20 protein-coding genes are annotated in these 24376 nt (G+C 40.2%); 11 read left to right on the plus strand and 9 right to left on the minus strand.

Features of this window, described 5'->3' with window-relative positions:
* Position 1: 1 nt before the first annotated feature.
* Positions 2-1033 carry a tryptophan 2,3-dioxygenase gene (locus BUA53_RS04660; protein ID WP_072834087.1) on the minus strand — a complete coding sequence of 344 codons (1032 nt, stop codon included), beginning with the start codon at positions 1031-1033 and terminating at the stop codon, positions 2-4.
* Between the two features lie 58 nt (positions 1034-1091).
* Entirely contained in the window at positions 1092-2396 is a 1305-nt protein-coding gene (purD, locus tag BUA53_RS04665; protein WP_072834088.1) for a phosphoribosylamine--glycine ligase, read from the minus strand.
* 120 nt (positions 2397-2516) lie between these two features.
* Here purD and BUA53_RS04670 point away from each other — a divergent pair, with 120 nt between their 5' ends.
* Together BUA53_RS04670 and BUA53_RS04675 are read left to right on the plus strand one after the other, a co-directional pair.
* Positions 2517-4061 carry a peptide MFS transporter gene (locus BUA53_RS04670; protein WP_072834089.1) on the plus strand — a complete coding sequence of 515 codons (1545 nt, stop codon included), beginning with the start codon at positions 2517-2519 and terminating at the stop codon, positions 4059-4061.
* A gap of 90 nt (positions 4062-4151) precedes the next feature.
* Positions 4152-6224, plus strand: coding sequence for an OPT family oligopeptide transporter (locus BUA53_RS04675; protein WP_072834090.1), 2073 nt, complete (start codon positions 4152-4154; stop codon positions 6222-6224).
* A 70-nt stretch (positions 6225-6294) separates the two neighbouring features.
* On the opposite strand, the gene BUA53_RS04680 is transcribed toward BUA53_RS04675, so the two are convergent.
* A complete protein-coding gene (locus BUA53_RS04680; protein ID WP_072834091.1) occupies positions 6295-7494 on the minus strand; it encodes a DUF1501 domain-containing protein in 1200 nt (399 codons plus the stop codon).
* Positions 7495-7539: 45 nt separating this feature from the next.
* A complete protein-coding gene (locus BUA53_RS04685) occupies positions 7540-9003 on the minus strand; it encodes a DUF1800 domain-containing protein (RefSeq protein ID WP_072834092.1) in 1464 nt (487 codons plus the stop codon).
* 92 nt (positions 9004-9095) lie between these two features.
* Between BUA53_RS04685 and BUA53_RS04690 the strand changes: the two genes are divergently transcribed.
* Positions 9096-10184: an alkane 1-monooxygenase gene (locus tag BUA53_RS04690; RefSeq protein ID WP_072834093.1), complete on the plus strand. Its 1089-nt coding sequence runs from the start codon at positions 9096-9098 to the stop codon at positions 10182-10184.
* 197 nt (positions 10185-10381) lie between these two features.
* On the opposite strand, the gene BUA53_RS04695 is transcribed toward BUA53_RS04690, so the two are convergent.
* Both BUA53_RS04695 and serS read right to left on the minus strand, forming a co-directional pair.
* Positions 10382-10720, minus strand: coding sequence for a hypothetical protein (locus BUA53_RS04695; RefSeq protein ID WP_072834094.1), 339 nt, complete (start codon positions 10718-10720; stop codon positions 10382-10384).
* 68 nt (positions 10721-10788) lie between these two features.
* Positions 10789-12057: a serine--tRNA ligase gene (gene serS, locus BUA53_RS04700; protein ID WP_072834095.1), complete on the minus strand. Its 1269-nt coding sequence runs from the start codon at positions 12055-12057 to the stop codon at positions 10789-10791.
* Positions 12058-12220: 163 nt separating this feature from the next.
* On the opposite strand from serS, the gene BUA53_RS04705 reads away from it, so the two are divergent.
* The 6 genes from BUA53_RS04705 (at position 12221) to BUA53_RS04730 (ending at position 15571) form a co-directional block, all read left to right on the plus strand.
* Complete coding sequence (locus tag BUA53_RS04705; protein WP_072834096.1) at positions 12221-12568, plus strand: hypothetical protein; 348 nt, start codon at positions 12221-12223, stop codon at positions 12566-12568.
* Positions 12565-13275, plus strand: coding sequence for a peptidylprolyl isomerase (locus BUA53_RS04710; RefSeq protein WP_084079833.1), 711 nt, complete (start codon positions 12565-12567; stop codon positions 13273-13275). The genes BUA53_RS04705 and BUA53_RS04710 overlap by 4 nt, the downstream gene beginning before the upstream one ends.
* Before the next feature lie 72 nt (positions 13276-13347).
* Positions 13348-13725, plus strand: a complete 378-nt coding sequence (gene gcvH, locus BUA53_RS04715) for a glycine cleavage system protein GcvH (RefSeq protein WP_072834097.1) — start codon at positions 13348-13350, stop codon at positions 13723-13725.
* 76 nt (positions 13726-13801) lie between these two features.
* Positions 13802-14326 carry an RNA polymerase sigma factor gene (locus BUA53_RS04720; protein ID WP_072834098.1) on the plus strand — a complete coding sequence of 175 codons (525 nt, stop codon included), beginning with the start codon at positions 13802-13804 and terminating at the stop codon, positions 14324-14326.
* Between the two features lies 1 nt (position 14327).
* Positions 14328-15107 carry an anti-sigma factor gene (locus tag BUA53_RS04725; protein WP_072834099.1) on the plus strand — a complete coding sequence of 260 codons (780 nt, stop codon included), beginning with the start codon at positions 14328-14330 and terminating at the stop codon, positions 15105-15107.
* Between the two features lie 149 nt (positions 15108-15256).
* The gene (locus tag BUA53_RS04730) at positions 15257-15571 is read left to right on the plus strand and encodes a VanZ family protein (RefSeq protein WP_217652931.1); all 315 of its coding nucleotides are present in this window, start codon (positions 15257-15259) and stop codon (positions 15569-15571) included.
* Positions 15572-15904: 333 nt separating this feature from the next.
* On the opposite strand, the gene prfA is transcribed toward BUA53_RS04730, so the two are convergent.
* Positions 15905-16969: a peptide chain release factor 1 gene (gene prfA, locus BUA53_RS04735; protein WP_072834101.1), complete on the minus strand. Its 1065-nt coding sequence runs from the start codon at positions 16967-16969 to the stop codon at positions 15905-15907.
* Between the two features lie 75 nt (positions 16970-17044).
* Between prfA and BUA53_RS04740 the strand changes: the two genes are divergently transcribed.
* Positions 17045-18235: an amidohydrolase family protein gene (locus tag BUA53_RS04740; protein ID WP_072834102.1), complete on the plus strand. Its 1191-nt coding sequence runs from the start codon at positions 17045-17047 to the stop codon at positions 18233-18235.
* Between the two features lie 19 nt (positions 18236-18254).
* On the opposite strand, the gene recO is transcribed toward BUA53_RS04740, so the two are convergent.
* Both recO and porZ read right to left on the minus strand, forming a co-directional pair.
* On the minus strand, positions 18255-18992 hold the full coding sequence (gene recO, locus BUA53_RS04745; RefSeq protein WP_072834103.1) for a DNA repair protein RecO: 738 nt from the start codon (positions 18990-18992) through the stop codon (positions 18255-18257).
* A gap of 39 nt (positions 18993-19031) precedes the next feature.
* Positions 19032-21332, minus strand: a complete 2301-nt coding sequence (gene porZ / locus BUA53_RS04750; protein WP_139256341.1) for a type IX secretion system anionic LPS delivery protein PorZ — start codon at positions 21330-21332, stop codon at positions 19032-19034.
* Positions 21333-21482: 150 nt separating this feature from the next.
* On the opposite strand from porZ, the gene BUA53_RS04755 reads away from it, so the two are divergent.
* Positions 21483-23816: an efflux RND transporter permease subunit gene (locus tag BUA53_RS04755; RefSeq protein ID WP_072834105.1), complete on the plus strand. Its 2334-nt coding sequence runs from the start codon at positions 21483-21485 to the stop codon at positions 23814-23816.
* The last annotated feature ends 560 nt before the right edge of the window (positions 23817-24376 follow it).

Genomic DNA, 24376 nt, shown 5'->3' on the forward strand with positions numbered 1-24376 from the left:
CTCATTCGCCGACTGCAAAGCCAAGCTTTCTTTCTATTGCTTTTGGCAGTTGGGGCAACCTTCTTCTTTCAATAAGGAAAGAGTTCAATTGTGCGATCTCTTTAAAGATGTAATGCTTATCTGCTGCTGCCTTCAGGTAATCTTTACCAGAACTTCCTCCTGTGCCAATGCGGGTTCCTATCATACGGTGCACCATATTCATATGCCGGTGGCGCCAGGTGCTAAGCTGTTCGTCTATTTCAAGCAGGTTGTTGAGCAATTGGAAGGGTAATTGTAATAAGGGGTAGCCACGATAGAGCATGATAAATAAAGCAGCCCTGTTGGCCTTGGCAGATAATGTATAATGAGATTCTCTTTGCTGAAAGAAGACCTCATCGAATACCTGGAGGTTATTCTTCTCGGCTTCAGCCAGGCTATCCTTGTAACTTTCTTTGTATTTTTCCCAGAAAGGATGTTCGTTGCCCACAGTTCCATATTCATTCCATAACGTACTGTTATCAAAGAAAGGCATACGCTCTAACCAATCATTCACTAATTGAAGAAAGGATTGTTGCGTTTCAGCATTTTTTATCAGGTCTACATGTTCTTGCCGCAACTGCGCAGTATAATACTCCTTGCCATGCCTGTATTCAAATTTCAACCCCAGTTTGGCTTCAAAGAGTTTGAACTGCCAGCTTTGAAAGCCCGAGGCAGGTCGCAGCATATCCCGGAAATCAAGAAAGTCCATGGGTGTCATGGTTTCAAGGATATCTATTTGGTGAATCAGTACCCGAAGTATCACGACCATTCTATTGAGGCGGTGTACAACGGTTTGCAGTTCTGGTGAGTTGTCATTCAATGAAGGCTTACGCATTATACCGACAATAGAATCAGCTTCATGGTGCAATTGTTTGAACCAAAGTTCATAAGCCTGGTGAATGATGATGAAAAGCATTTCATCATGTGCAGATACATTATGGCGCGCACTTTCCGGTTCCTGTGCATTCAGAATTTTATCCAGTTGCAGGTAATCGTGGTAATGTACTTCTGTCATATAGCGGGTTTGTGCACGTTAGGTATTAAGTATGAACAAGATGCAGCGAATGAAAGCCCTATTCGTCCTGGTAAGATTCAGTTGTTGTATCAAGAAATTCAAAGCCTATATCTCTCCTGTAATATTTATCTGTATATTCTATAGCTTCTATCAATTCCCTTGATTTATTGATGGCTTCTTCTAATTCTGATGCAAGGGCAGTTGCACACAGAACCCTGCCACCATTGGTAACAATTGTTCCATCCACTTCTTTGGTGCCGGAATGAAATAAAATAGTATCGCTTATAATTGTATTCAATCCTTCTATAATAAATCCTTTCTGGTAATCTTCAGGGTAGCCACCGCTTACTGCAACAATAGTGGTGGCAAATCTTTCGTCTTGCCCCAGGATAATATTCTGCAATTGACCATGTGCAGTTGCAGTAAATAATTCTACAAGATCATTTTTGATCCTTGGAATGACCACTTCAGTTTCAGGATCGCCCATGCGGCAATTATATTCTATAACAAAAGGGTCGTCGCCAACCTTCATTAAACCTATAAAAACAAAACCCTTGTAGTCTAAGTCATCTTTATTAAGGCCCATTATTGTTGGTTGAACCACTCTTTCGATCACTTTTCGCATAAATGGTTCATCTGCAAAAGGGACGGGGCTTATAGCTCCCATTCCCCCGGTGTTCAAACCGGTATCCCCTTCGCCTATACGTTTATAGTCCTTAGCCTCCGGCAATAAAATATATTCCTTCCCATCTGTTAATACAAAAACAGACAATTCTATCCCTTTTAGAAATTCCTCAACCACCACACGCTTCCCTGCTTCTCCGAATTTGGAACGTTGTATCATCAATTCAAACTCGGAAACTGCTTCCACATGGTTTTGGCATATGATCACTCCTTTTCCTGCAGCCAGGCCATCAGCCTTAAGCACTATAGGAAGCGGATGTTCTTTTAAATATTCAATACCTTCTTCGAAGTTCTCTGAAGTAAATTCTTTATAAGCAGCTGTTGGAATGTTATGGCGCTCCATAAATGCCTTGGCGTAAGCCTTGCTCCCTTCCAGTTGGGCTGCCTCTTTGGAAGGTCCTATAATCAGGAGGTTCAGTCCTGATTCCTTTACCAGGTAATCAACAATACCTTTAACGAGGGGTTCTTCAGGGCCTACGATCACCATATCGATATAATGATCGACGCAGCAGCTTTTAACAGCTTCAAAGTCAGTAGCTGCAAAGGGTAAATTAATCCCGCATTGTGCAGTTCCAGCATTGCCTGGTGCAATGAATAAATCGGAGCATAAACTGCTTTGCCTTAATTTCCAGGCCAGCGCATGTTCTCTTCCACCGGAGCCAAGTAGTAGGATATTCATGATAGTTGCGAATATCGGTACAATTGTTAAACGAGAAACCAATTATGTTTGCGTTCAAGATTTTGTTTATTTTGAGCCTTTTAATAGCTAACAGCTTGTTTTATAATTAATAATTAATCTATGCCAGAGATCAAAGCATCTGATGAAATAAGGGTTGATCCATCGACTTCTGCAAAGGGGCATCCCAAGGGATTATATGTGTTATTTGCCACCGAGATGTGGGAACGTTTCAACTACTATGGCATGCGTGCCATACTGGTCCTGTTCATGACCAAGGCGTTGTTATTCAGCGATGCATTTGCTTCCAACCTTTACGGCAGTTATACCGGGCTGGTATATCTTACTCCTTTGATAGGTGGATACATTGCAGACCGGTATTGGGGGAATAAAAGGTCCATTATCGTTGGAGGTCTTTTGATGGCTATTGGTGAATTCCTGCTCTTCTTTTGCGGTTCCGTCTATGCCAGTTCTTCTTCTTTGTCGACCATATTATTCTTTTCCGGTCTTGGCTTTATGATAGCAGGTAACGGATTTTTTAAACCAAACATTTCATCACTTGTTGGCCAACTGTATCCTAAAGGTGACAGAAGAATAGATGCTGCCTATACTATATTCTATATGGGTATTAATGTAGGTGGTGCACTGGGACCATTCATTTGCGGAATATTTGGTGACACAGGGAATCCGGCCGATTTCAAATGGGCCTTCCTGATAGCTGGTATTGGTATGTTGATCAGCGTATTGGTTCAAAAGCTGTATCAGGATAAATATGTGCGTTCTCCAAATGGTGAACCCCTGGGTGATACACCTGCATCTACTCCAAAGCAATGGTTAAATCCACTCTTCATGATCATTGGACTTATGGTATTTGCCGGTGTGGCCATTGGTGTGTTGTATGTGGATTCAAACATTTTCAGTTTCCTTTCTTACCTATTGTTGGGGGCAGTGCTTTTTATTGCTTTTGTACTTTTTTCAGACAAAAGTTTAAACAAGCAGGAAAAGCAGCGGATAGGGGTCATCTTTATCGTGGCTTTCTTCGTAATATTTTTCTGGTCAGCCTTTGAACAGGCAGGGGCTTCGCTTACTTTCTTTGCTGACAGGCAAACACAAAGAGACCTGGGATGGGCAGTTGTTCCTGCCAGCTTATTCCAATCACTCAATTCCATCTTCGTGATCATATTTGCTCCAGTATTTGCATGGCTATGGTTAAAGATGGGCAAAAGGGAACCATCTGCGCCTACTAAAATGGCACTGGGCCTGTTTTTATTGGCACTTGGATACCTATGGATAGCTTTTGGTGTAAAAGATGTAGCTCCAGGAGTTAAGGTAAGCATGATATGGCTAACGGGTATGTATGCTTTACATACCTGGGGTGAATTAAGCTTATCGCCAATCGGACTTTCACTGGTAAACAAACTGGCACCTTTAAAATTTGCTTCATTATTGATGGCTGTCTGGTTCCTGGCCAATGCTGCCGCTAATAAACTTGCTGGTGTTTTAAGCGCATTGTATCCTTCCGGAGGGAAGACTACTTCATTTCTTGGTTATCACATGAACAACATGTACGATTTCTTTATGCTATTTGTGTTCATGGCGGGTATTGCTTCAATTATATTGTTTGTAATTTCAAAGCAGTTGAAAAAAATGATGCATACTGAAATATAATTTTCTAAACTATTTGTATAAAGGTGATGCCTCACGGTATCACCTTTTTTGTTTTATGCCTACATTTATCAATAAACCAAAACAATTGCTATGGCTGAATCGCAAAAGAAGTTTAGACCATTTGTTCCACCAGAGGCAAGAATGGCTGAATTTACTGTCAAATCAATACTAACGGGCGCTGCATTTGGTATCATCTTCGGGGCAGCCACTGTTTACCTTGCATTGAAAGCAGGTCTTACTGTTTCAGCATCCATACCAATAGCGGTTATTGCGATCACGCTGGGGCGGAAGTTTTTAAAGACCACTATACTTGAGAACAACATTATCCAGACCACTGGTTCTGCAGGGGAAAGCATTGCCGCCGGTGTGGTGTTTACCCTGCCCGGATTTTTATTCCTCAGTGAATCTTCAAGTGCCAACTATTTCAATTATTTCACTATTCTTATCCTGGCCATTTTTGGTGGTATGCTTGGTACACTAATGATGATTCCATTAAGGAGGTCATTGATCGTTGAGGAACATGGCGTGCTTCCTTATCCGGAAGGTACCGCCTGCGCTTCTGTTTTGAAGGCAGGAGAAAAGGGTGGAGATTTTGCTAAAACCGCCTTCATGGGGTTAGGGTTCGCTGCCGCTTATGCTGCTCTCCAGAAAATATTTCATGTGATTGCTGAAGTTCCAAGGTTTGCAACCACGCAGGCTCAAAAGTTCTTTCCTTCTGCAAGGTTGAGTGGAGAGATTACGCCCGAGTACCTTGGTGTGGGATATATTATTGGTCCCCGAATCGCCGGGGTATTGGTGGCAGGAGGCGTATTAAGCTGGTTTGCTTTTATACCCTTGCTATCTTCATTGGTTCCTGCCGATGTAGTGGCCGCTCAATTAAATAAACTTGGTTACCTCGCCGATCTTTCAAAGGCAGGTGGAGTAGGAGGTTGGGATCCAGTTACGCATAATTTTGCTGACTGGTCGGATGCTATTTACAGGGCTTATGTAAGACAGATAGGTGCAGGTGCCGTGGCGGCAGGAGGATTTATCACTTTGATAAAAACAATTCCAACCATCATTTCTTCATTTAAGGGAAGTATTGGCTCACTGAAGAAAACAGGGATAGAAGGTGCAGAAAAGCAAGATGTGCCCCGCACTGAAAGAGACCTTTCTATTAAGGTAGTAGGTATCGGAAGCATCATACTTATTCTTTGTGTTGCCTTAATGCCCTCTACATTGATACCTGGACAAAATATTGGCAGTAAACTTTTATTAGGAATTCTTGTGATCATATTCGGGGCTTTTTTTGTTACAGTTTCTTCCCGGATTGTTGGATTGATCGGGTCATCTAACAATCCTATTTCTGGGATGACAATTGCAACATTGATGGGTACGTGCCTGATATTTATTGCAGTGAAATGGACCGGTTACTTTTACGAGCCCATGGCCCTGATAGTTGGCGGAATGATCTGTATAGCGGCCGCTAATGCAGGCGCTACTTCGCAGGATCTGAAAACAGGCTATATAGTAGGAGCCACCCCCAGAAACCAGCAGATAGCTCTGTTTATAGGTGCCATAGTATCATCATTAGCTATAGGAGCCACAGTGAAAATTCTTGATACTCCCACAGTGGAAATGGCTGCCCAGGGTATTAAGCACGCCATTGGCACCGACCGATATCCTGCCCCGCAGGGAACTCTTATGGCCACATTGATCAAAGGCATTCTTTCATTTAACCTTGACTGGCAGTTTGTATTGGTTGGGGTGTTCATTGCCGTTACACTTGAATTGTGCGGTATAAAATCACTTTCTTTTGCTGTGGGTACTTACCTTCCTTTGTCTACCACGCTTCCTATATTCATTGGTGGTGCAATCAGGGGAATTGTGGAAATGAGAGAAAAGAGAAAGGGCATCATGGTTGCTCCTGAAGAAGAAGACCTTGGCAGGGGAAATCTATTTGCGACGGGACTGGTGGCAGGAGGCGCTCTTGCCGGTGTAATTGTTGCCTTCCTTTCGGCCTTTGAAAGCTCCAATGCAGGGTTGCAAAAAGTTAATGCAGAACACGGGTTGACAGGTTTAATAGGTGAACAGGGCTATAAATGGCTTGGTGTTGCTTTCTTTGGCTTTATGGCGTTTACATTGTATCGCGTTGCCATCGGGAGAAGAAAAACTGATGTTTGATCAAAGTGATCTTTGCAATTCATAAAAGAAGGCCTCACTGTACAGTGAGGCCTTCTTTTTATGAATACAATTAAATGAATGAAAGATGTTCAAATCGCTTACCAAGAATTTTCTGGTCATCAGCCCCAAGCCATTTGTTTAACACAGTTGCATATACATTTTTGAAGTCTACCTGGTATTTAAGATCTCCCTGGTCAAGATCATTAAGATCGGGAATTGCATTAAGTATACCTGCCTGTTTTAAGCCTCCGCTTAATAAAAACATATTGTTGGCAGTACCGTGATCCGTTCCACCACTTGCGTTTTGAGAAACCCTTCTTCCAAATTCAGAAAAAGTAAAAAATAATACATCATTGAACCGGTTGGCAGCTTTAAGATCCGTGATAAATGATTCTACTGCATCGTTCATTTCTTTAAATAATCTTTGTTGCTGCGCTTGTTGATTCACATGTGTATCAAAGCTTCCCAGGGATACATAATATATGCTGGTATTGATATCAGAGAATATCAAAGATGCAATTGTTTTAAGGTTCTTACCTAATTCTGTATTGGGGTAACTGGCAGCGGAGGGATGAAGCTTTGATTGATTATATATATAATCAGCTGAGGATACCGTTTCAGCCATAGTCTTATATAAATAATCCACCGGTTTTTCATCATGGTGATCATTATTTGTTTTAGCCACTTCTTTGAAGAACTTTTCATTTGCCGTCCCAAACAAACGTTTGGGGTCCTTAAAAGCCAGGCCATTCATTTTAGCTCCCTTGAGTGCAAGACTAAGCACATCATCCACTTCCAAAGCTTGAGTAGGGCGGTCGCAACCACTGCATTGTGCATCAAGGTACCTGCCTATCCATCCTGAATTAAGGTATTCGTTGCTATTGCTCCCTGTTTGCCATATATCCATACTACGGAAATGGGAACGGTCAGGGTTAGGGTAGCCTACACTATTCAATATGCCTAATGAACCATCATGAAATGCATTTGCGAAACAACTTAATGCAGGATGCAAACCAATTTCATCTGTTAAAGGCAGGGCATTGTTTCTATCAATGCCCAATCGCGGACGGCTTCTATAATAAATATCATTTCGTACAGGTATTACAGTGTTTAACCCATCATTGCCACCATTTAATTGAAGCACTACCACCACTTTATTGCCTGGAGGTACCATGCCGGGTCCTTCAAATGCTTTTAAGAATTTGGGCAGGAAAAAAGATGCAGTGGCGAGTGAGCCTGTTTGTAAGAATTCTCTGCGTTTGATAATCATTTTATTGAGCTTTTTGCACAGTGCTTTTATAAATATTTTTAACAGCTAACACATCTGGTATTCAGGAATACTCATTAACTGGAGTGTGGCAGTCTTAATAAAATGCTCCCTGCTGGTTGTGTCGGTATACATTTTAATTAAATCAGCAGGTACCTGCATTTTGGATTGCAATAGAGTCGCTGCAATATTCTGCATTAAATTTTCACGTGGTATGGATTCAAAGTTTTTTAGGTAGGCTTCCCATTCTATAGCTGCATAGATTGGTTTATTGCCTTTGCTCATTTTCATTTGCACGTTCTTCCCTGGAACAGGGTCTTCCTTTCCCATCATCTGGTCATCATCCATCTTAGGAGTTACATTCAGATCATCCCTGTCATTAATTAATTGAGGTATCCGTAATCTTAGCATTAAAGTTGAACTATCTATCCAGGTCTTACCCCCTGGCCACCCTGCCACATTGGGCGGATAAAAAAGCAATTGACCTAAAAGTCTTTGAAGGACCAGCAGGGAGTCTTCATTTTCCAATTGCATTGGCAGTATCCGTTGAATGCCTGCCAGCAGTTCAATTGGAGATTTGATCCTGGCTCCAATATTTTTCTCATCATAAAACCATTCACTGGTAAATATGTCTTGCAACAGTTTGCCTATTTCATAATCATTTGTATAGAACCTGTTGGCCAGCCATTCGGTTTTTTCTTTGTCAATTATGTCATTCACAAAGAACCGGTAGATTTTTTCAGTAATAAAAATGGCAGTTTGTTTTTGATCTAATAACAGGTCCAGCACGTCTTCTCCTTCAAAGTTGCCAGTCTTTCCAAATATGCTTTTTGATCCACTGTCATGTTGAAACTTTCTGAATACAAATTCACCCTTTGCTGTAGCGCCCCAGCCAGTAAATGCTCTTGCTGCTTCTTTTACATCCTGTTCGGTATAGTGCCCCCTGCCCATGGTAAAAAGCTCCATTACTTCCCTTGCAAAATTTTCATTAGGGTGGTCTTTTTTGTTTTGCTGGGCATTTAAAAAGTTGAGCATAGCACCAGACTTAGAAACCTCGAGCAATAGTGTGCGGAAATTGCCCAGGGCATTTTGCCTGATAATATCAAGAAGTTGTTGTTGGAAAAAGATATTGATATTGCGGGAAGCAAAATGGCCATGCCAGAAGAAGGCCATCTTTTCTCTTAACTGCGCCTCTGATTGTACCATTTCGTTCAACCAGTATAGGTTTAGGCTTTTCAGGTCATCACGATTTTGCTCCCTGATCTTTTTTCGATCAGTGGTATCAAGGTCCTTTTTTCTTTCCTGCCGGCCTATTTCTCCGGCGCCCATAAATAATCCTTTGAGGTAATCATTGGCAACATCTATATAGGCAGGTTTTTTGGAAGAAGCCAGTTGCAATGCTTTATAAAGCTGGGTGGGTGTGACAGATTTTAATTGTTCTACCTGGTTGGCTGCGGGTCCGAAACCTGCACGCCACATCAGGTGTTGATTCTTTAGCTGGGTGGAAGCCATAATCTTATTTGAAATGTGACTAATAAATTACATGTAAGTTTAAAACTGAAAATATAAAAATAAGCCATGCATATTTTTTAAATTTGGTTGCCATGAGTTTTAGAAGTTATAAATATGCTTCTCCATTGCTGATCTATGCAGGTGCATTGGTTTCTTTCTTTTCGCATGGTTGGATCATCTGGCTTCCTTTATTGTATACATGGGCTTTCATTCCCCTACTTGAATTATTCCTTAATCCTGATAATACAAACCTTACCCAGGCTGAGGAAGACCTGGTAAAGAAGGATAAGGTATACGATCTCTTATTATATGCAATAGTGCCACTGCAATACATAGCGTTGGCCTGTTTCCTGTTTTCGGTTCAAAGTTTCCAGCAACCTACGATAGATATAGTTGGTAAGGTATTAGTGATGGGTCTTTTATGCGGAACATTTGGTATTAATGTAGGACATGAATTAGGTCACCGCGTCAATCCATTTGAGCAAACCCTTGCAAGGTTGTTGTTACTATCTTCCTTGTATATGCATTTTTTTATTGAGCACAACAAGGGGCATCATAAAAGAGTGGCAACGCCTGCAGATCCAAGTTCGGCAAGGTTTGGTGAAATGGTCTATGCCTTTTTTTTCAGAACAATATTTTATAGTTATGCCAGTGCCTGGGAAATAGCAAACAGGGATACCAGGAAAAAAGGGTATTCGATATTTTCCCTGCACAATGAAATGTTGTTGTACCAATTGATCCAATTGGGCTTTGTTGGCCTTATACTTATTTTGTTTGGATGGTTGTCGGCCATCTTATTCATTGTGGCAGCTCTTAATGGAATACTTTTATTGGAAACCGTAAATTATATAGAGCACTATGGCCTTGAGAGAAAATCAATAGGGGATGGCATGTATGAAAGGGCCATGCCAGAACATAGCTGGAATAGCAACCATGTTATAGGCCGGGTTATGTTATTTGAGTTAAGCAGGCATAGCGATCATCATTACCTGGCTTCAAGAAAATACCAGGTACTTCGCCACCACCAGGGTTCACCGCAAATGCCAACAGGCTACCCAGGCATGATGATACTTGCATTATTTCCGCCAGCATGGTTTTATATAATGAACCGTCGCATTAAAACTCTCCAGGGTAAATTATCCAGCGAAATAATGACGGAGCATGCACCATTGACATCCTGATCAATTATTAGCAGTAATCTGTGCAGGTTTCCTAAGGCGTACTTTCTAACTTCCGCCTTGCTACTATATAGATGCTGCAAGATTCCCCGGGAGGTCTCCCATTGAATTCCTGTAGTAAATCCAGTTGTCAATATATAAAGAAGCCCTAATTATTAAAAATTGAGGGCTCACTTTATAAAAAATTAAATTGATAAGTATTACTTGCTGGCGTATTCCATCACATAGGCAGTCACCTGTTTTGCTTCTACTTCATTCAACTTTGCTTTAGGGATCATCTTTTGTAAAATACCATCCCACCTGGTTGTTGTATAGGCGGTTACATCCTTTGTTGCATGACATTTAGAACATTTGGTAGTAAAAATGCCTTTACCTTGTTCTACCAATAAGGCATGAGCATTCAGGCCGGCAGATTCTGGTGAAGCTTCAGTAGTTGAAGAAGTTGCAGTTGCCGGTACGGTACTGGAAGTAGACACAGTCTTCCTGCTACAGGCAAATACAAGTAAGGAAAAGGTGACAATGGTAATAGCTTTCTTCATGATTTTCGTTTGTAACTTAAAACTAAGGGCTGTGGATGAAAATACAAAAACGGTAACGTTAACAGATGTTAAATCATTTCACCTCCAAAATAGCCTTGTAGTGCAACTGGTAATTTAATTCCATTTTCATCCTGGTTATTTTCCAGCAGGGCAGCTAATATCCTTGGAAGAGCAAGAGAACTGCCATTTAAAGAATGCACTAACTGGCTTTTGCCATTTGCATCTTTATATCTTATTTTCATCCTGTTTGTCTGGTAGGCTTCAAAATTAGACACTGAACTTACTTCCAGCCATTTTTCCTGGGCTGCACTGTACACTTCAAAATCATAAGTGAGAGCAGAAGTAAAGCTCATATCGCCACCGCATAACCGTAAAATGCGATAATGCAATCCCAGGGTTTGAATAAGCTTTTCCACGTGGGCCACCATTTCTTCCAGTGTTTCATAGCTTTTATCGGGGTGTACCAGTTGTACCACTTCCACTTTATCAAACTGGTGCAGGCGGTTTAAACCACGCACATCTTTGCCATAGCTGCCTGCCTCTCTTCTAAAGCAAGGTGTATAAGCTGTTAACTTTACCGGGAGGTCTGCTTCTTTAAGTATTACATCCCTATAGATGTTGGTAACCGGAACTTCCGCAGTGGGTATGAGGTACAGGTTGTCTACCGTAACATGATACATCTGGCCTTCCTTGTCAGGAAGCTGGCCAGTGCCATATGCCGAAGCTTCATTTACCATTAATGGCGGCATATATTCCGTATAGCCCGCTTGTGTATTGAATTCAAGGAAATATTGAATCAATGCCCTCTGCAACTTTGCTCCCTTTCCTTTATAAAATGGAAAACCGCTTCCTGTAACCTTATTGCCTAATTCGAAATCTATGAGATCATATTTTTTTGCCAGGTCCCAATGTGGTACCGCACCCTTATATAGCTCAGGTTTTGTGCCGCCAGTCCTGACAATTTCATTATCCTCGGGAGTTTTTCCTTTTGGTACCAAATCTGAAGGAAGGTTGGGAAGCCGGATCAACAGGTCATTCAACTGTTTTTCCACAGCCTCCAGGTTTTCCTGTATTGGATTCAGTGCATTTTTATAGGACTCCACATCTTTCTTCCTGGAAGCTGCTTCTTCTTTTTGGCCCATGCTCATAAATTGGCCAATTTCCTTCGAAGCAGCATTGATCTTTGCTTTTGTTTCATCATATCCAAAGGTTAACTTCCTGCGCTCATCATCCAAAGCAATGATGTCATCTACCAGGTTGATTTCTTTGAAATTCTTTACAGCTAATCGCTCCTTTACCAGTTCCGTATTGTTTCTTAATGTTGCCAGTTGCAGCATACCAGGTGTTATTTGCGGCAAAAATAAGTAACACCGGCGGTGAATTGCTATTTGTATGTTTACTACAATGTAATTGCGCTTTTATTAGGTATTCAAAGCCACTTAATAAGGTTATATAAGTTCCCTGTACTTCACATTCCACCACTTTACGATATTTGCAGCTATGAATATAAATGATGATCTGCAGGCCAGGTGGTGGAAGCTGGAAGAAAAGCTTATGGAACGGTTTGAGAAAAAGCCTGATGTAGAAAGCATATTATTTTTAATAGGGATACAGGAATTGGGAGATATCAAAAAGAAATTTTCGAAGGAACAAAAGCAGGACCTGATGCATATTGCTATATGTACGGTACTTAGCCCAAGCGGTTTTTATGAACTTTCTAAAGTAGACGAGGAGGGTTGGCCACATTTTAATCAATTGAAACCAATGCCGGAGATGCTGCCCCATGAGCAGGAGAATTTTTTAAAGGATCATATCTTATTGTATTTTCAAAATAATGGGGGTTTATGATCAAAAAAACGGGACTTGTTTTTGCTTTCCTTTCTTTGTTTGTAGTTATCGTTGCTGCCCAACCTGATGTAAAGCTTAAACGAAAAGATCGTAAAAGAGATGTGGAATTGTATACCACCGCAGGAAATATTGTACTTCGTCTTTATGATTCAACGCCATTACACAGGGATAATTTTTTAAAACTGGTAAAAGCTCATTATTATGACAGTGTATTGTTTCACAGGGTTATAAAAAATTTCATGATCCAGTCTGGTGATCCAAATAGTAAAACTACCATGGCCGGACAGCCGTTAGGTAATGGCGGACCTGGATACATGGTGCCTGCGGAATTCCGACCCTCCCTTTTTCATAAAAAAGGTGTACTGGCAGCTGCAAGAAACGGGGATGATGTAAACCCTGAAAAACAAAGTAGTGCCAGCCAGTTTTATATTGTGCAGGGACGAAAGTTTACAGACAGGGAATTAGACTCCGTAGAAGTTGTACGGCTAAAAGGATATAAACTTCCTGTTGAACATAGAGAGGTTTATAAAACTATTGGTGGTACGCCTCAGCTGGACCAGAATTATACAGTATTTGGAGAAGTGATCAAAGGTTTGGATGTGGTAGATAACATAGCAAATACTGTTACAAGTAAGGGAGTCGATAAAGACCGGCCTTTGCAGGATATCAGGATCCTTAAGGCAAGGTTAGTGAAACGTAAGAAATAAGGCATTGTTTATAATTATTTTAATTCTTTTGATCTTAGGTTTAATATTGCAGGATTAATTTAAATCATAGGTATGAATTTCCCAGAAAGCTTACGCTATACAAAGGAACATGAATGGATTCGCCTTGAGGGTGATGTGGCAACTATCGGCATTACAGATTTTGCACAACATGAATTAGGTGATATTGTTTATGTGGAAATAGAAACTCTAGGCCAGGAACTGAAAAGTGGTGATGTTTTCGGTACGGTTGAAGCTGTGAAAACTGTTTCTGACCTGTATTTACCTGTTGATGGCAGCATTACGGAGATCAACCCTAAGCTAAATTCTAATCCGGATTTAGTAAATACCGATCCATATGGTGAAGGCTGGATGGTAAAGATGAAAGTGAATAACACTGCAGATGTAAATAATCTTATGGATGCTGCTGCATACCAGGGAGTTGTTGGATAAGTAAATCCAACCACAAAACATTTTCGTATATAATCCAGATTTAATTATTCCATATAACTAGTTTTTGGGCACCAAAATGACATATGGGGAGCAGGAGCTTATTGCTTCTTTGCGTCATAAGGATGAACAAGCCTTTAGTTATTTGTATGACCATTATTCAGGGACTTTATATGGCGTTATTTGCCAGATTGTGGAAAACACAGAGCTTGGTAATGATGTGTTGCAGGAGGCATTTATTAATATATGGCGCCATATTGACTCTTATGATGAAACTAAGGGCAGGCTGTTTACCTGGATGTTGAATATTGCACGTAATGCAGCTATTGATAAAATTCGATCGAAGGGCAACAAGCAAACACAAAGACAGGTAGCTATACCTAATAATGATTCACTACCCCTCAGTGTTTCTCCCAGGCTTGATGATTTTGGCTTAAAGAAAATAATTTTGAAACTAAAAGATGAGCAGAGACAATTAATAGACCTGTCTTATTTCCAGGGTTTTACGCATGAACAAATTGCTAAAGCACTGGATATACCATTAGGGACAGTTAAAACAAGAATCAGATCAGCATTAACACAATTAAGATCATTACTATCTTAAAGTGAATATAAAGGAATACATATCAAGTGGCATTATTGAAAGCTATGTTCTAGGACTTGCTACCCAGCAGGAGAGCCAGGAATTTGAAAAGCTTAGTGCACAGTATCCTGAAATAGCTGCTGCAAGAAATGAATTTGAATTGGCCCTGGAGCAGGAACTTACCAGTTCCACTGTAACCGTTTCCGGACATATCAAACAAAACATTGTCCAAAAGATATTTTCTCCTGTAGAAGATACAGAAATGGCCAGGGAAGTCAGCATGGAAACCAAGCCCGGTAGCAATTTTATATGGAAATGGTTGGTTGCCGCTTCTTTCATTCTTTTAGTTGGTACAGCCTTCTGGGCGGTAAATACTTCGCGTAATGCCAAACGGTTAGAAAAGGAGCGTGTGGCCCTGCTTCAGCAGCTAAGTAGAACTGAAAGTGAGCTTAATGCTATGAAACAGGAAGCTGCCATCATGCAAAAGCCTGATGTGAAAATGGCTTCTATGAATAATGCTTCGAATCCAATGGTATATGCTACCATTTATTGGGATACTACCAGTAAAGATGTATACCTGATGGTCAATAATCTTCCCAAGCCAGCCTCGGATAAACAATACCAGTTATGGGCTTTATTAGATAATAAGCCTATTGACCTTGGCATGATAGAGGCCAGGCAAGATAAACTCCTTTACAGAATGAAGAATGTTCAGCAGGCAGAAGCATTTGCCATTACGCTGGAACCTAAAGGTGGAAGTTCAACGCCTACCACCACTCCTGTAGTACTTAGTAAACTATAGGCAGCTGCTATATTATAATTCAGAACTGCCTGATATGTCACTACCGGTTCTATATATTTTTAAACTTCTATTCCATAGATTACATGAAAAAAATGCTGCAAGCAAATTGGTTGAAATCAAAGGGGTTAGCAATAGGCTGGTTATTTTTGATGTGTATACTCTTTGTAATACCAGGCTCGGCGCTTCCTGAGCAAAGCTGGTTTGCTGATGTTCAATTGGATAAGTGGGTACATATTGGCTTATTTTCAGTTCTTATCTTCCTATGGTGTTCTTCGTTTCAACTGGGGTTGCCTGGCAATGCATGGATGATGATCATCATAGCTATAGCTTATGGACTATTGGTGGAATTTGTACAAAAAACATGGATACCAAACCGGTCGTTTGATCTGTTTGATGTTTTAGCAGATGCAATAGGAAGTATTGTTGGTTTGATAGTATGGTTAAGGGTGAATACAAAAAAATAAACCCCTGTAGAAACAGGGGTCGCAACCAAAACTAACTGCTTATGAGAAAATTGACTGCTTTATGTGAGAAGAACTAAATAGTTAAACGCAAATATGTTGCCAATTGTTTCTTAGTAATTGTTAAGGGTATTTAAAACAATTAAAGAACTATTGGTACTAAGTAAAATGAAAAAATGGTGCCAATCTATTAATCAGACACCTATATCTGAATTACTTCCTGAAATAATTTAAAATACCTACTTATTACTGAGAAATACCTAAGAGTAAACCCCTTATTAAAGAGGTGACATGAACCTTTTCAAAGGGAAAAAAAATCTACAAGGAGGGTTGGAATTAGGCCTGTTTGACCATTTTTTCTGCATTCTCAGCAAACTGCAGGGCATCAATTAATTCCTGGATGCCGCCATCAAGAACTTCCTGTAAATTATATAATGTGAGTCCTATGCGGTGATCTGTAACCCTGCCCTGAGGAAAATTATAGGTCCTGATTTTTGCAGACCGGTCACCAGAACTTACCAGGCTTTTGCGGTGCCTGGATATTTCTTCTTCCTGCTTGCGAACCTGTTCCTCGTATAACTTTGTACGCATCATTTGCGTGGCTTTTTCCCTATTGCCAAGCTGGGTTCTTTCAGTTTGACAAACCACCACTGTTCCGGTTGGTATATGGGTCAATAAAACCTTGGTTTCTACCTTATTTACATTCTGACCTCCGGCACCACCGCTTCGGGCGGTTTCCATTTTCAGATCGCTTTCCTTTAATTCAAAATCAACTTCTTCTGCCTCGGGCATTACAGCCACAGTAGCTGCACTGGTATGTACCCGGCCGCTTGCCTCAGTGTCTGGTACACGCTGCACACGGTGAACACCACTTTCAAACTTTAGCGTACCATAAACTTCTTCACCTACAACCTCAATCTGAACTTCCTTGTATCCACCTACAGTACCTTCATTTTCAGACAACAGGGCTGTTTTCCATCCTCTGCGCTCACAATAGCGCATATACATTCTTACAAGGTCACCTGCAAAGAGACTTGCTTCGTCACCCCCTGTACCAGCCCTGATCTCCAAAATACAATTCTTATCATCCTGGGGATCTTTTGGTATGAGCATCTGGCGGATGCTGTTTTCCATGCTTTCTTTTTGCTCTTCTGAAGACGGCAGTTCCATCTTGGCTAATTCCCTCATTTCTTCATCGGAACCATTCAGGGCTTCCCTGTAAAACTCTATATCATCCAATACCTTCCTGTAATTGTTGTAAGCTGTTACTATTTTTTCAAGACTGCGGTATTCTTTGGATAACTGTCCAAACTTTTTATTGTCTCCAATAATCTCAGGATTGGTCAGGGCAACGCCTAAATCATCAAATCTTGCTTTTATAGCTTCCAGTTTATCAAGCATGGTAAAAATTGGGTGGCAAAATTACGTCTCAGGGTTTGAATAAGAACGTTAAGAACAGTGTATTTTAGAACCCTGATGAACTATAGGAAAATAAAAGCTGATAAACTCTTTGATGGATATGGTTTCCAAAATGATAAAATATTAGTGATTGATGAGAAGGGAAAGGTTAAAGATATAGTACCCCTGGAGCAGGCAGGAGATGATATCGAAACAAGGGAGGGTATATTATCTCCCGGACTTATTAATTGCCATTGTCATCTTGAGCTCAGCCACATGCGGGGATTGATCCCTGAAAAGACAGGTTTGGTTGACTTTGTTTTTAAAGTGGTTACCGAACGGTTTCATAGTGAGGAAGAGATAATAAATTCTATTAATGCCGCAGAAGAGGAAATGTTTAAAAACGGTATTGTAGCTGTTGGTGACATCTGTAACAATACACATACTCTTGCTCAGAAACAAAAGGGTCGCCTGAGATATTATAATTTTATTGAAGCCAGCGGATGGACACCGTCTGTATCCGGGATGCGTTTTGACAGGGCCAGGTCTGTTTACAGCCAGTTTCAATCTTCAGGAATAAAAAATAAGAGCTCCATAGTGCCGCATGCGCCATATTCGGTATCTGAAAATCTTTGGCAAGCTATACAGCCGTTTTTTAAGGACAAGGTGATTAGCATTCATAACCAGGAAACAGATTTCGAAGACGAATTCTTCCTTTCGGGAGGAGGTGATTTTACCAGGATGTACCGGTTAATGAATATTGATAATGCTCATCATAGACCGACTAATAAAACCAGTTTAAAGAGCTATTATAATAAGCTAGAGGAAGCTCAGAATATTTTACTTGTACACAATACTTTTACCGGAGAAGAGGATGTGAAGTTTATTAAAAATACAAATAGGCATGGAAGTGAAAACGTTGACAATAGCCAGCAGGTTTCCTGCACTTATTTTTGCATATGTGTCAATGCCAACCTGTACATAGAAAATGCATTACCGCCTGTAGAATTGTTCCGGAAGCATAATTGTAACCTGGTGCTGGGCACTGATAGCCTGGCAAGCAATTGGTCTCTTGATATAATGAGTGAGATACGTAGCATCAGAAAACATTTTCCAGCTATTCCTTTAGAAGAGTTGTTAAGATGGGCAACCCTTAATGGGGCCAGGGCATTAACAATGGATGAGGAGTTGGGAAGCTTTGAGCAGGGCAAAAGTCCTGGGATTATATTAATCAATGAGAATGACCTTACAATAGAACGATTGATATGAATGAAAAGTGAATTGCAGTTTACCTGGCTAATTCTCTTAATACAGGAAGCGTTTTCATGGTGCCAAAATCCTGTATGTTAATAGCATAAAATAATTCTATCCATTGTAGTAATTTCCTGCGGAATTCATGGTTTAATTGCAATTGCGCCAGGTCTTCAGGTTGCATGGTCTTTAAAAGCTGTGATATTACTTCTGCTTCTTTTCCTTCCAGGTAGTTGGCATGTTGGGGCTGTGTTTCAACAAACCTTCCTTCTTCCAGGTCAAGGAATTGGTGCGTGGGAGAGTATTCATCACTGATGCGGAAACCAAAAAATACAGCCAGGTGCAGGCCAAAAAATAAAGGCATATTGGCGGCTACAGTTGGTGTTGCCCTGTCGAGTGCAAGTAAGGCATCTTCTGTAAAATAAAAAAGGTCAGGATTCGGTTCGGTCTCTTTCAGCGCTTTAGTGAGTAGTTCGATCATAAAAACAGCTACTGCATTCTTCCATACATCAGAAAATATATGCTTATATAGCTGGTCCCATTTGTATTCCTTTAAACGTTGCAGATTTTTAAACTCATTATGATAAGCTACCAGTTCCAGGATGGCTGAAGGTTGAAACATGGCAGACCTGGAAGAACCTTTTTTTGAAGCTGTACGTACACCATTTACCAGGTAGGATTGCAGTCCAAACAATTCTGTGAAAATAGTAACCACCAGGCTTGTTTCACCATATTTAACACTACGAAGAATGATGCCCTTTGTTGTTTGAATCATGATCTATTAAAGAAATTCAATTCCAATTGTATTACCAGGCTATTCATTGCTGATAAATACAATTTTTGTTACTGCCTTTTGCTGTTGCTGGTCATCTGATGCTATTACAATATAAATGCCACTGGCAACTTTCCTTCCTTTATAATCCCTGCCGTTCCAGATTGCCTGCCCTCCTAAACTTCGTACCTGGTATACCAGCCTGCCATTTAATTCTGTGATCTTGACTATGCTGTTTTCGGGTAAACCTTTTATGGCAATTGGTCCGTTATAGCCTGGAGGTACCGGGTTTGGGAAAACTAATAAGTTTCCCTGGTCAGCCAGTGCGTCTGTAGCGTCACTCCTGTAACTGCAAATGCCATTATCAGTTGCAAAATATACTTCGCCGGTTTTTCCGTCAACAGCAATTTCAAGGACATTATTGCTAAGCAAGGGACTGTTTTCTTCAGTAAAGTGTAGCAAAACTTTATCGCCTTCGCTGTTTACCATCCAGGCTCCGGAACTGGTAGCTATCCATTTCCTGTCTGCACCATCAACTGCAATACTTTTGACTTCCTCACCTTTGAACAGGTAATTAGCAAAGCCACCTTCCTTTATCACAGGCCAAATGGCCTCGCAGCCGGAGGTGAGTGCTTCAAATGGGCATTGGATCACTCCAATGCCATTAGTGGTGCCAACCCAGATGAAACCATTTTTATCTTTTGCCAGGGAAGTGACATTATTAGAGGGCAAATTCCCCGATCCTGTTCCAACAGTATATAATTTCCATTTGTCATCTGAGGTATTGTCTATGGTGCCATTATCATTAAAAAGTAATAAACCATTTCCTAAAGGTGCTTGTATCCATTTTTGGGATGCATCATCAATTATGATCCTGCCAACTGCATTTAGATTAAGGTTTATTGGTATGGTATAAGATTGCCAGGAGCCATCATTTTTAAGAACATGCAATGGATGGTTTGCGCCAAAATTGCTTATCCATAAATTATGATCCTTATCAAATGCAAGTCCGGAAACCCTGTAGCTTCCAGGGTCACCTGGTATGGTTTCAAGAGGACTATCCTGTTTAAAGATCTTAATTTCATTTTTAGCTCCCAGGTGAACCAAACCCCCACCAAAAGATCCGGCCCATAATGTACCGTCTCGCACATCAGGGGCAATGGAAATGATGTCTAGAACCGTGTCAAGAGCTGGGTTATGATATTTGTTGAAGGAGTCCCAGTAGCCATTATTCAATTGGTAAACACCATTGGGATTGTATTGATAGTTCCAGGAATCATTTATCGCACCCGCTGCTGCATAAAAAGTGTTGTTGCCAAAAGCCAGTTGGCCTAAGGCTATATTATCCGGAGAATTTAATTTATAGACCTCGGTTGCACTACCATTTGTCCATCGTGACAGGCCTCCATACAAATCGGCTACCCAATATTCATTGTTTATAGCCAAAACCTTTCCAGGCATAGCTATTACGTTTTCCTGTTTCAATTCTGTTATAATATTACCATTCGCATCTAAAACTATTACCTGCGCCTCCCCAGTTGAATTCTTTTGGGATATAAGCAGTTTATCTCCTGAAACATTAGCAGACAAAACATGCCAGCCATTAGAAAAAAAAGGCTGGAAGTCCTGTGAATTTTTTATAAATAATGTATCATTTTGAATAACAACGATGGTGTTGTTATAATTGAATACAGCTTTGGCTGCAGAAGCTGAAAGGCCATTACTGCCTGATAGATTGAGCCAGGAGGAAGAGTTGGCAGGGTTGCTTGTAGATGCAGGTGTCGTTTTTAACCCTTCTTCAGTAGCTGCGTAATAATTCCCACCCGCCTTTGTAAACATATTGGTTTTAACCGGGCCACCATTCTCCCCGATTAGCCAGAAATCCCTGATCTCATACTTTTCAGCATCCACTACTATTACACCCAGGCCCGTAGAGAGATAACTAAACTGGTTATCTGTATAGATATCATAAATGTTTTTATCTCCCGTAACTACCTTTCTTTTTAATTCAGGTAAATTATGTATTCCTGAATTGTCAATGATATCCAGGTTACTGTTTGAATAGGCTATAAATAACTTGTTTGACAGAACATCAAATTTAATCGCTGCCACTCCTGTTTCACTGAGGCCAGTAACCTTGCTTAACCTTGAAACTTCATTAGTTTGAAGATCAACACTAACCAAACTGTATTCTGTAGCAGCATATACTTTATTTGAAGATACAGTCACATCAATCGTACCCTGGAAAGGCAAATGTTCTCTCCACATTCCGATAGGAGGCAGAGATTGCTGCGCAATACTGTTAACAGAAATGAATAATAAAATAAGGAGTAACCTGTACACATTTCAAAGCTAAGTGTAATATGAGAAAAATATACAAAGGCATATGTATAGCATTGACCCTGCTAGGCATGGATTGAATTCGGTTGTTCTTATATGAAGCTTTCAAACTCTTCGTATATTTCCTTTCTTTGCCCTACAAACAGTTGGTACATGTGGAATATTATTGGTAAAGGTATCCTGCGATTTGGAATAGTTCTTTTGATACTATTACTGACCCTCACTTCTTACTTTGGATGGAAGGCCAGTAAGGTCAGCCTGAGCTATGAATTTGCAAAGGCGATACCCGTCAATAATCCTAAGTACAAGGAGTACCAGGAATTCCGTAAAAAGTTTGGCGATGATGGAAACCTTATGGTGATAGGTATCAGCTCGCCCGAAATTTTCCGTTCCCATCTTTTTAATCAATATCATACTCTGCAAAAGCAATTGAAACTGGTAAGGGGTGTGGATGATGTAGTATCCGTTCCCTCATCCATTAATCTTGTAAGAAAGGAGGGTGAAGAGAAACTCCAGGCATTGCCTGTTTTCAGGGATACAATTTTAAGCCAGGCCGAAATTGACAGCAGTGCTTCGGTTTTTCTAAGCCTGCCGTTTTATAAGGGGCTTCTTTACAATGCGGATACAAAAACCTGGTTAATGGGCGTGAGGCTGAATACGACTTTAATCAATTCAGCCCAAAGAACAGCCATTGTAAATAATATCATTCGCAAGGGCGATGCATTTGCTAGTCAAACACAAACTAAAGTTCATTACAGTGGCCTTCCGTATATAAGAACCATCATCAGTGACAGGATACAAAAAGAAATGCGGTTCTTCCTGATCGCTTCCATTTTATTATCGGCCTTGATACTATTGCTGTTTTTCCGCTCTTTAAGTGCGATGATGATATCTCTGGCTGTTGTTATCATCGGGGTAATTTGGAGTATTGGTATACTGGATATCTCAGGTTATAAGATCACGATATTGACTGCTCTCATTCCTCCATTGGTAGTTGTCATCGGTATTCCCAATTGTGTTTACTTTCTCAATAAATACCATACCTCGTATAAGGAATTGAAAAATAAGAAGGAGGCTATCATTTCAATGATAAGCAAAATGGGGATCGTGACCTTGTTTTGCAATATAGCAGCCGCCATTGGCTTTGCAGTTTTTGCATTGACTGAAAGTGCCATATTAAAAGAGTTTGGAGTGGTGGCAGGCATCAGCATCATGAGCCTGTTCTTTATTTCACTGGTGCTAATTCCGGTGACCCTGAATTTTCTTCCCCCTCCTAAAGAAAGACATACACGTTACCTGGAAAATAAATGGTTGCAGCAATCACTTGATCACCTTGAAAGGTGGTCTTTAAACCATCGGAAAACAATTTATGCTGTTACCTTACTTATTCTTGTTTTTGCAATTGGCGGCATACTGCGACTGAAAAGTGTAGGCTACATTGTAGATGATCTTCCGAAAAATGATAAGGTGTATACTGATCTTAAATTTTTCGAGGAAAATTTTAAAGGTGTAATGCCTTTGGAAGTTTTGGTTGATACAAGGAAAAAATACGGGGTAACACGAAACTTAAACAATCTTCGTAAGATCGATTCTTTTGTGCAATTCCTGGCTTCAAAGCCTTATATAGGAAAGCCTTTGACCATTACAGAAGGGTTGAAGTTTGCAAGACAGGCTTTTTTTGAAGGGGATAGCTCAAGTTATGCTATGCCAGGTGACAATGATCTTATTGCCTTGAAGCCTTATCTTTCTCCCAACGTCAGTGATACTTCCCGAAATTCTTTATCACGACTTGTAACCAGTTTTATGGATAGCAACCGGCAGCAGGTTAGGATAAGTGTAAGCATGAAAGATATTGGAAGTGCAAGACTACCTATTGTACTTGATAGCATTAAAAAACGTTCGGATCAATTGTTTGACTCTTCAAAATATGATGTTCAGTTTACTGGGACCTCCATAACCTTTCTTGAGGGAACAAGGTTTATTATAAATGGTTTGACAGATAGTGTGATTTGGGCATTTCTTTTAATTGCCCTATGTATGTTATACCTTTTCCGGTCATGGCGCATACTTATATGCTCTCTTATTCCAAATGTGATCCCTTTGATCATAACAGCCGGAATTATGGGATGGGCCGGAATAGCTTTAAAGCCTTCAACAGTATTGATCTTCAGTGTGGCGCTTGGTATTGCGATTGATATTACAATACGATTCCTGGTTAACTATAAGCAGCAGTTGAAACCAAATAATTTTAATGCAGCACAAACAGTCATAGATACCATCCATTCCACAGGTCTAAGTATTATATATACCTCTATAGTTTTAATTGCAGGCTTTGTAGTTTTTTGTTTTAGTGGATTTGGAGGCACCAAGGCATTGGGCTGGCTAACCTCACTAACTCTTGTTACAGCCACTTTGGCCAACCTTGTATTATTACCTGCATTATTGCTTACGTTTTACAGGAAACGCATAACTAAGATGAATAATTAAGGACAATCATATCCGGTTATTTATACGGCTTTGACGGCAAAATTTATCGTTTGGGCGATTATATGAGTAATGCAGCAAATGATTTTATTCTTCACTTTAATTTCGTGCAACTTTTAAAGGACGTTATTTGTCTTGAAGGAGCTGTTTTTATCTGGCCTTTTGAAATTGAGTAAGAACATTTTTTAAAACCAACTGCTATGCCTATGAGAATTTATGTCAGTCCCATTTTGGCCGTCCAGTATATCATTCACCCTTACGACGGTAAAATTCTCCATTATTTAAACATGTTATAAATCGCAAGAGCATTTAAGATAATTGAAAATAATATGTAAATATTAGGTTCAAATTAATACTAATGCCATGTGTTTAAGTGGAAAAGTTGGATAGAACAGGGATGATTCTATTAAGATCCACAATTTATAGGGGTTTGCACTTAAATATTAATTTTTATTCATAAAACATAATTTATAATCTCTTAACAATTAAATTCGTGCGTCAAAATAGGATGGGTTCCAGGTCTAAACTTTCTCAGATACACTCATATTTACCGGAGGTTGTTG

This window comes from Flavisolibacter ginsengisoli DSM 18119 (genome assembly GCF_900129295.1).
GTDB lineage: Bacteria > Bacteroidota > Bacteroidia > Chitinophagales > Chitinophagaceae > Flavisolibacter > Flavisolibacter ginsengisoli.

Excerpts from the sequence above, each read along its gene's own strand:
- BUA53_RS04670 (WP_072834089.1), top strand. The coding sequence starts at position 2,517 with ATGCCAGAGATCAAAGCATCTGATGAAATAAGGGTTGATCCATCGACT.
- BUA53_RS04685 (WP_072834092.1), bottom strand. The coding sequence starts at position 9,003 with ATGGCTTCCACCCAGCTAAAGAATCAACACCTGATGTGGCGTGCAGGT.
- prfA (WP_072834101.1), bottom strand. The coding sequence starts at position 16,969 with ATGCTTGATAAACTGGAAGCTATAAAAGCAAGATTTGATGATTTAGGC.
- serS (WP_072834095.1), bottom strand. The coding sequence starts at position 12,057 with ATGCTGCAACTGGCAACATTAAGAAACAATACGGAACTGGTAAAGGAG.
- BUA53_RS04720 (WP_072834098.1), top strand. The coding sequence starts at position 13,802 with ATGACATATGGGGAGCAGGAGCTTATTGCTTCTTTGCGTCATAAGGAT.
- purD (WP_072834088.1), bottom strand. The coding sequence starts at position 2,396 with ATGAATATCCTACTACTTGGCTCCGGTGGAAGAGAACATGCGCTGGCC.
- BUA53_RS04755 (WP_072834105.1), top strand. The coding sequence starts at position 21,483 with ATGTGGAATATTATTGGTAAAGGTATCCTGCGATTTGGAATAGTTCTT.
- BUA53_RS04695 (WP_072834094.1), bottom strand. The coding sequence starts at position 10,720 with ATGAAGAAAGCTATTACCATTGTCACCTTTTCCTTACTTGTATTTGCC.
- BUA53_RS04730 (WP_217652931.1), top strand. The coding sequence starts at position 15,257 with ATGTGTATACTCTTTGTAATACCAGGCTCGGCGCTTCCTGAGCAAAGC.
- BUA53_RS04705 (WP_072834096.1), top strand. The coding sequence starts at position 12,221 with ATGAATATAAATGATGATCTGCAGGCCAGGTGGTGGAAGCTGGAAGAA.
- BUA53_RS04710 (WP_084079833.1), top strand. The coding sequence starts at position 12,565 with ATGATCAAAAAAACGGGACTTGTTTTTGCTTTCCTTTCTTTGTTTGTA.
- BUA53_RS04690 (WP_072834093.1), top strand. The coding sequence starts at position 9,096 with ATGAGTTTTAGAAGTTATAAATATGCTTCTCCATTGCTGATCTATGCA.
- recO (WP_072834103.1), bottom strand. The coding sequence starts at position 18,992 with ATGATTCAAACAACAAAGGGCATCATTCTTCGTAGTGTTAAATATGGT.
- gcvH (WP_072834097.1), top strand. The coding sequence starts at position 13,348 with ATGAATTTCCCAGAAAGCTTACGCTATACAAAGGAACATGAATGGATT.
- BUA53_RS04740 (WP_072834102.1), top strand. The coding sequence starts at position 17,045 with ATGAACTATAGGAAAATAAAAGCTGATAAACTCTTTGATGGATATGGT.
- BUA53_RS04675 (WP_072834090.1), top strand. The coding sequence starts at position 4,152 with ATGGCTGAATCGCAAAAGAAGTTTAGACCATTTGTTCCACCAGAGGCA.
- BUA53_RS04680 (WP_072834091.1), bottom strand. The coding sequence starts at position 7,494 with ATGATTATCAAACGCAGAGAATTCTTACAAACAGGCTCACTCGCCACT.
- BUA53_RS04660 (WP_072834087.1), bottom strand. The coding sequence starts at position 1,033 with ATGACAGAAGTACATTACCACGATTACCTGCAACTGGATAAAATTCTG.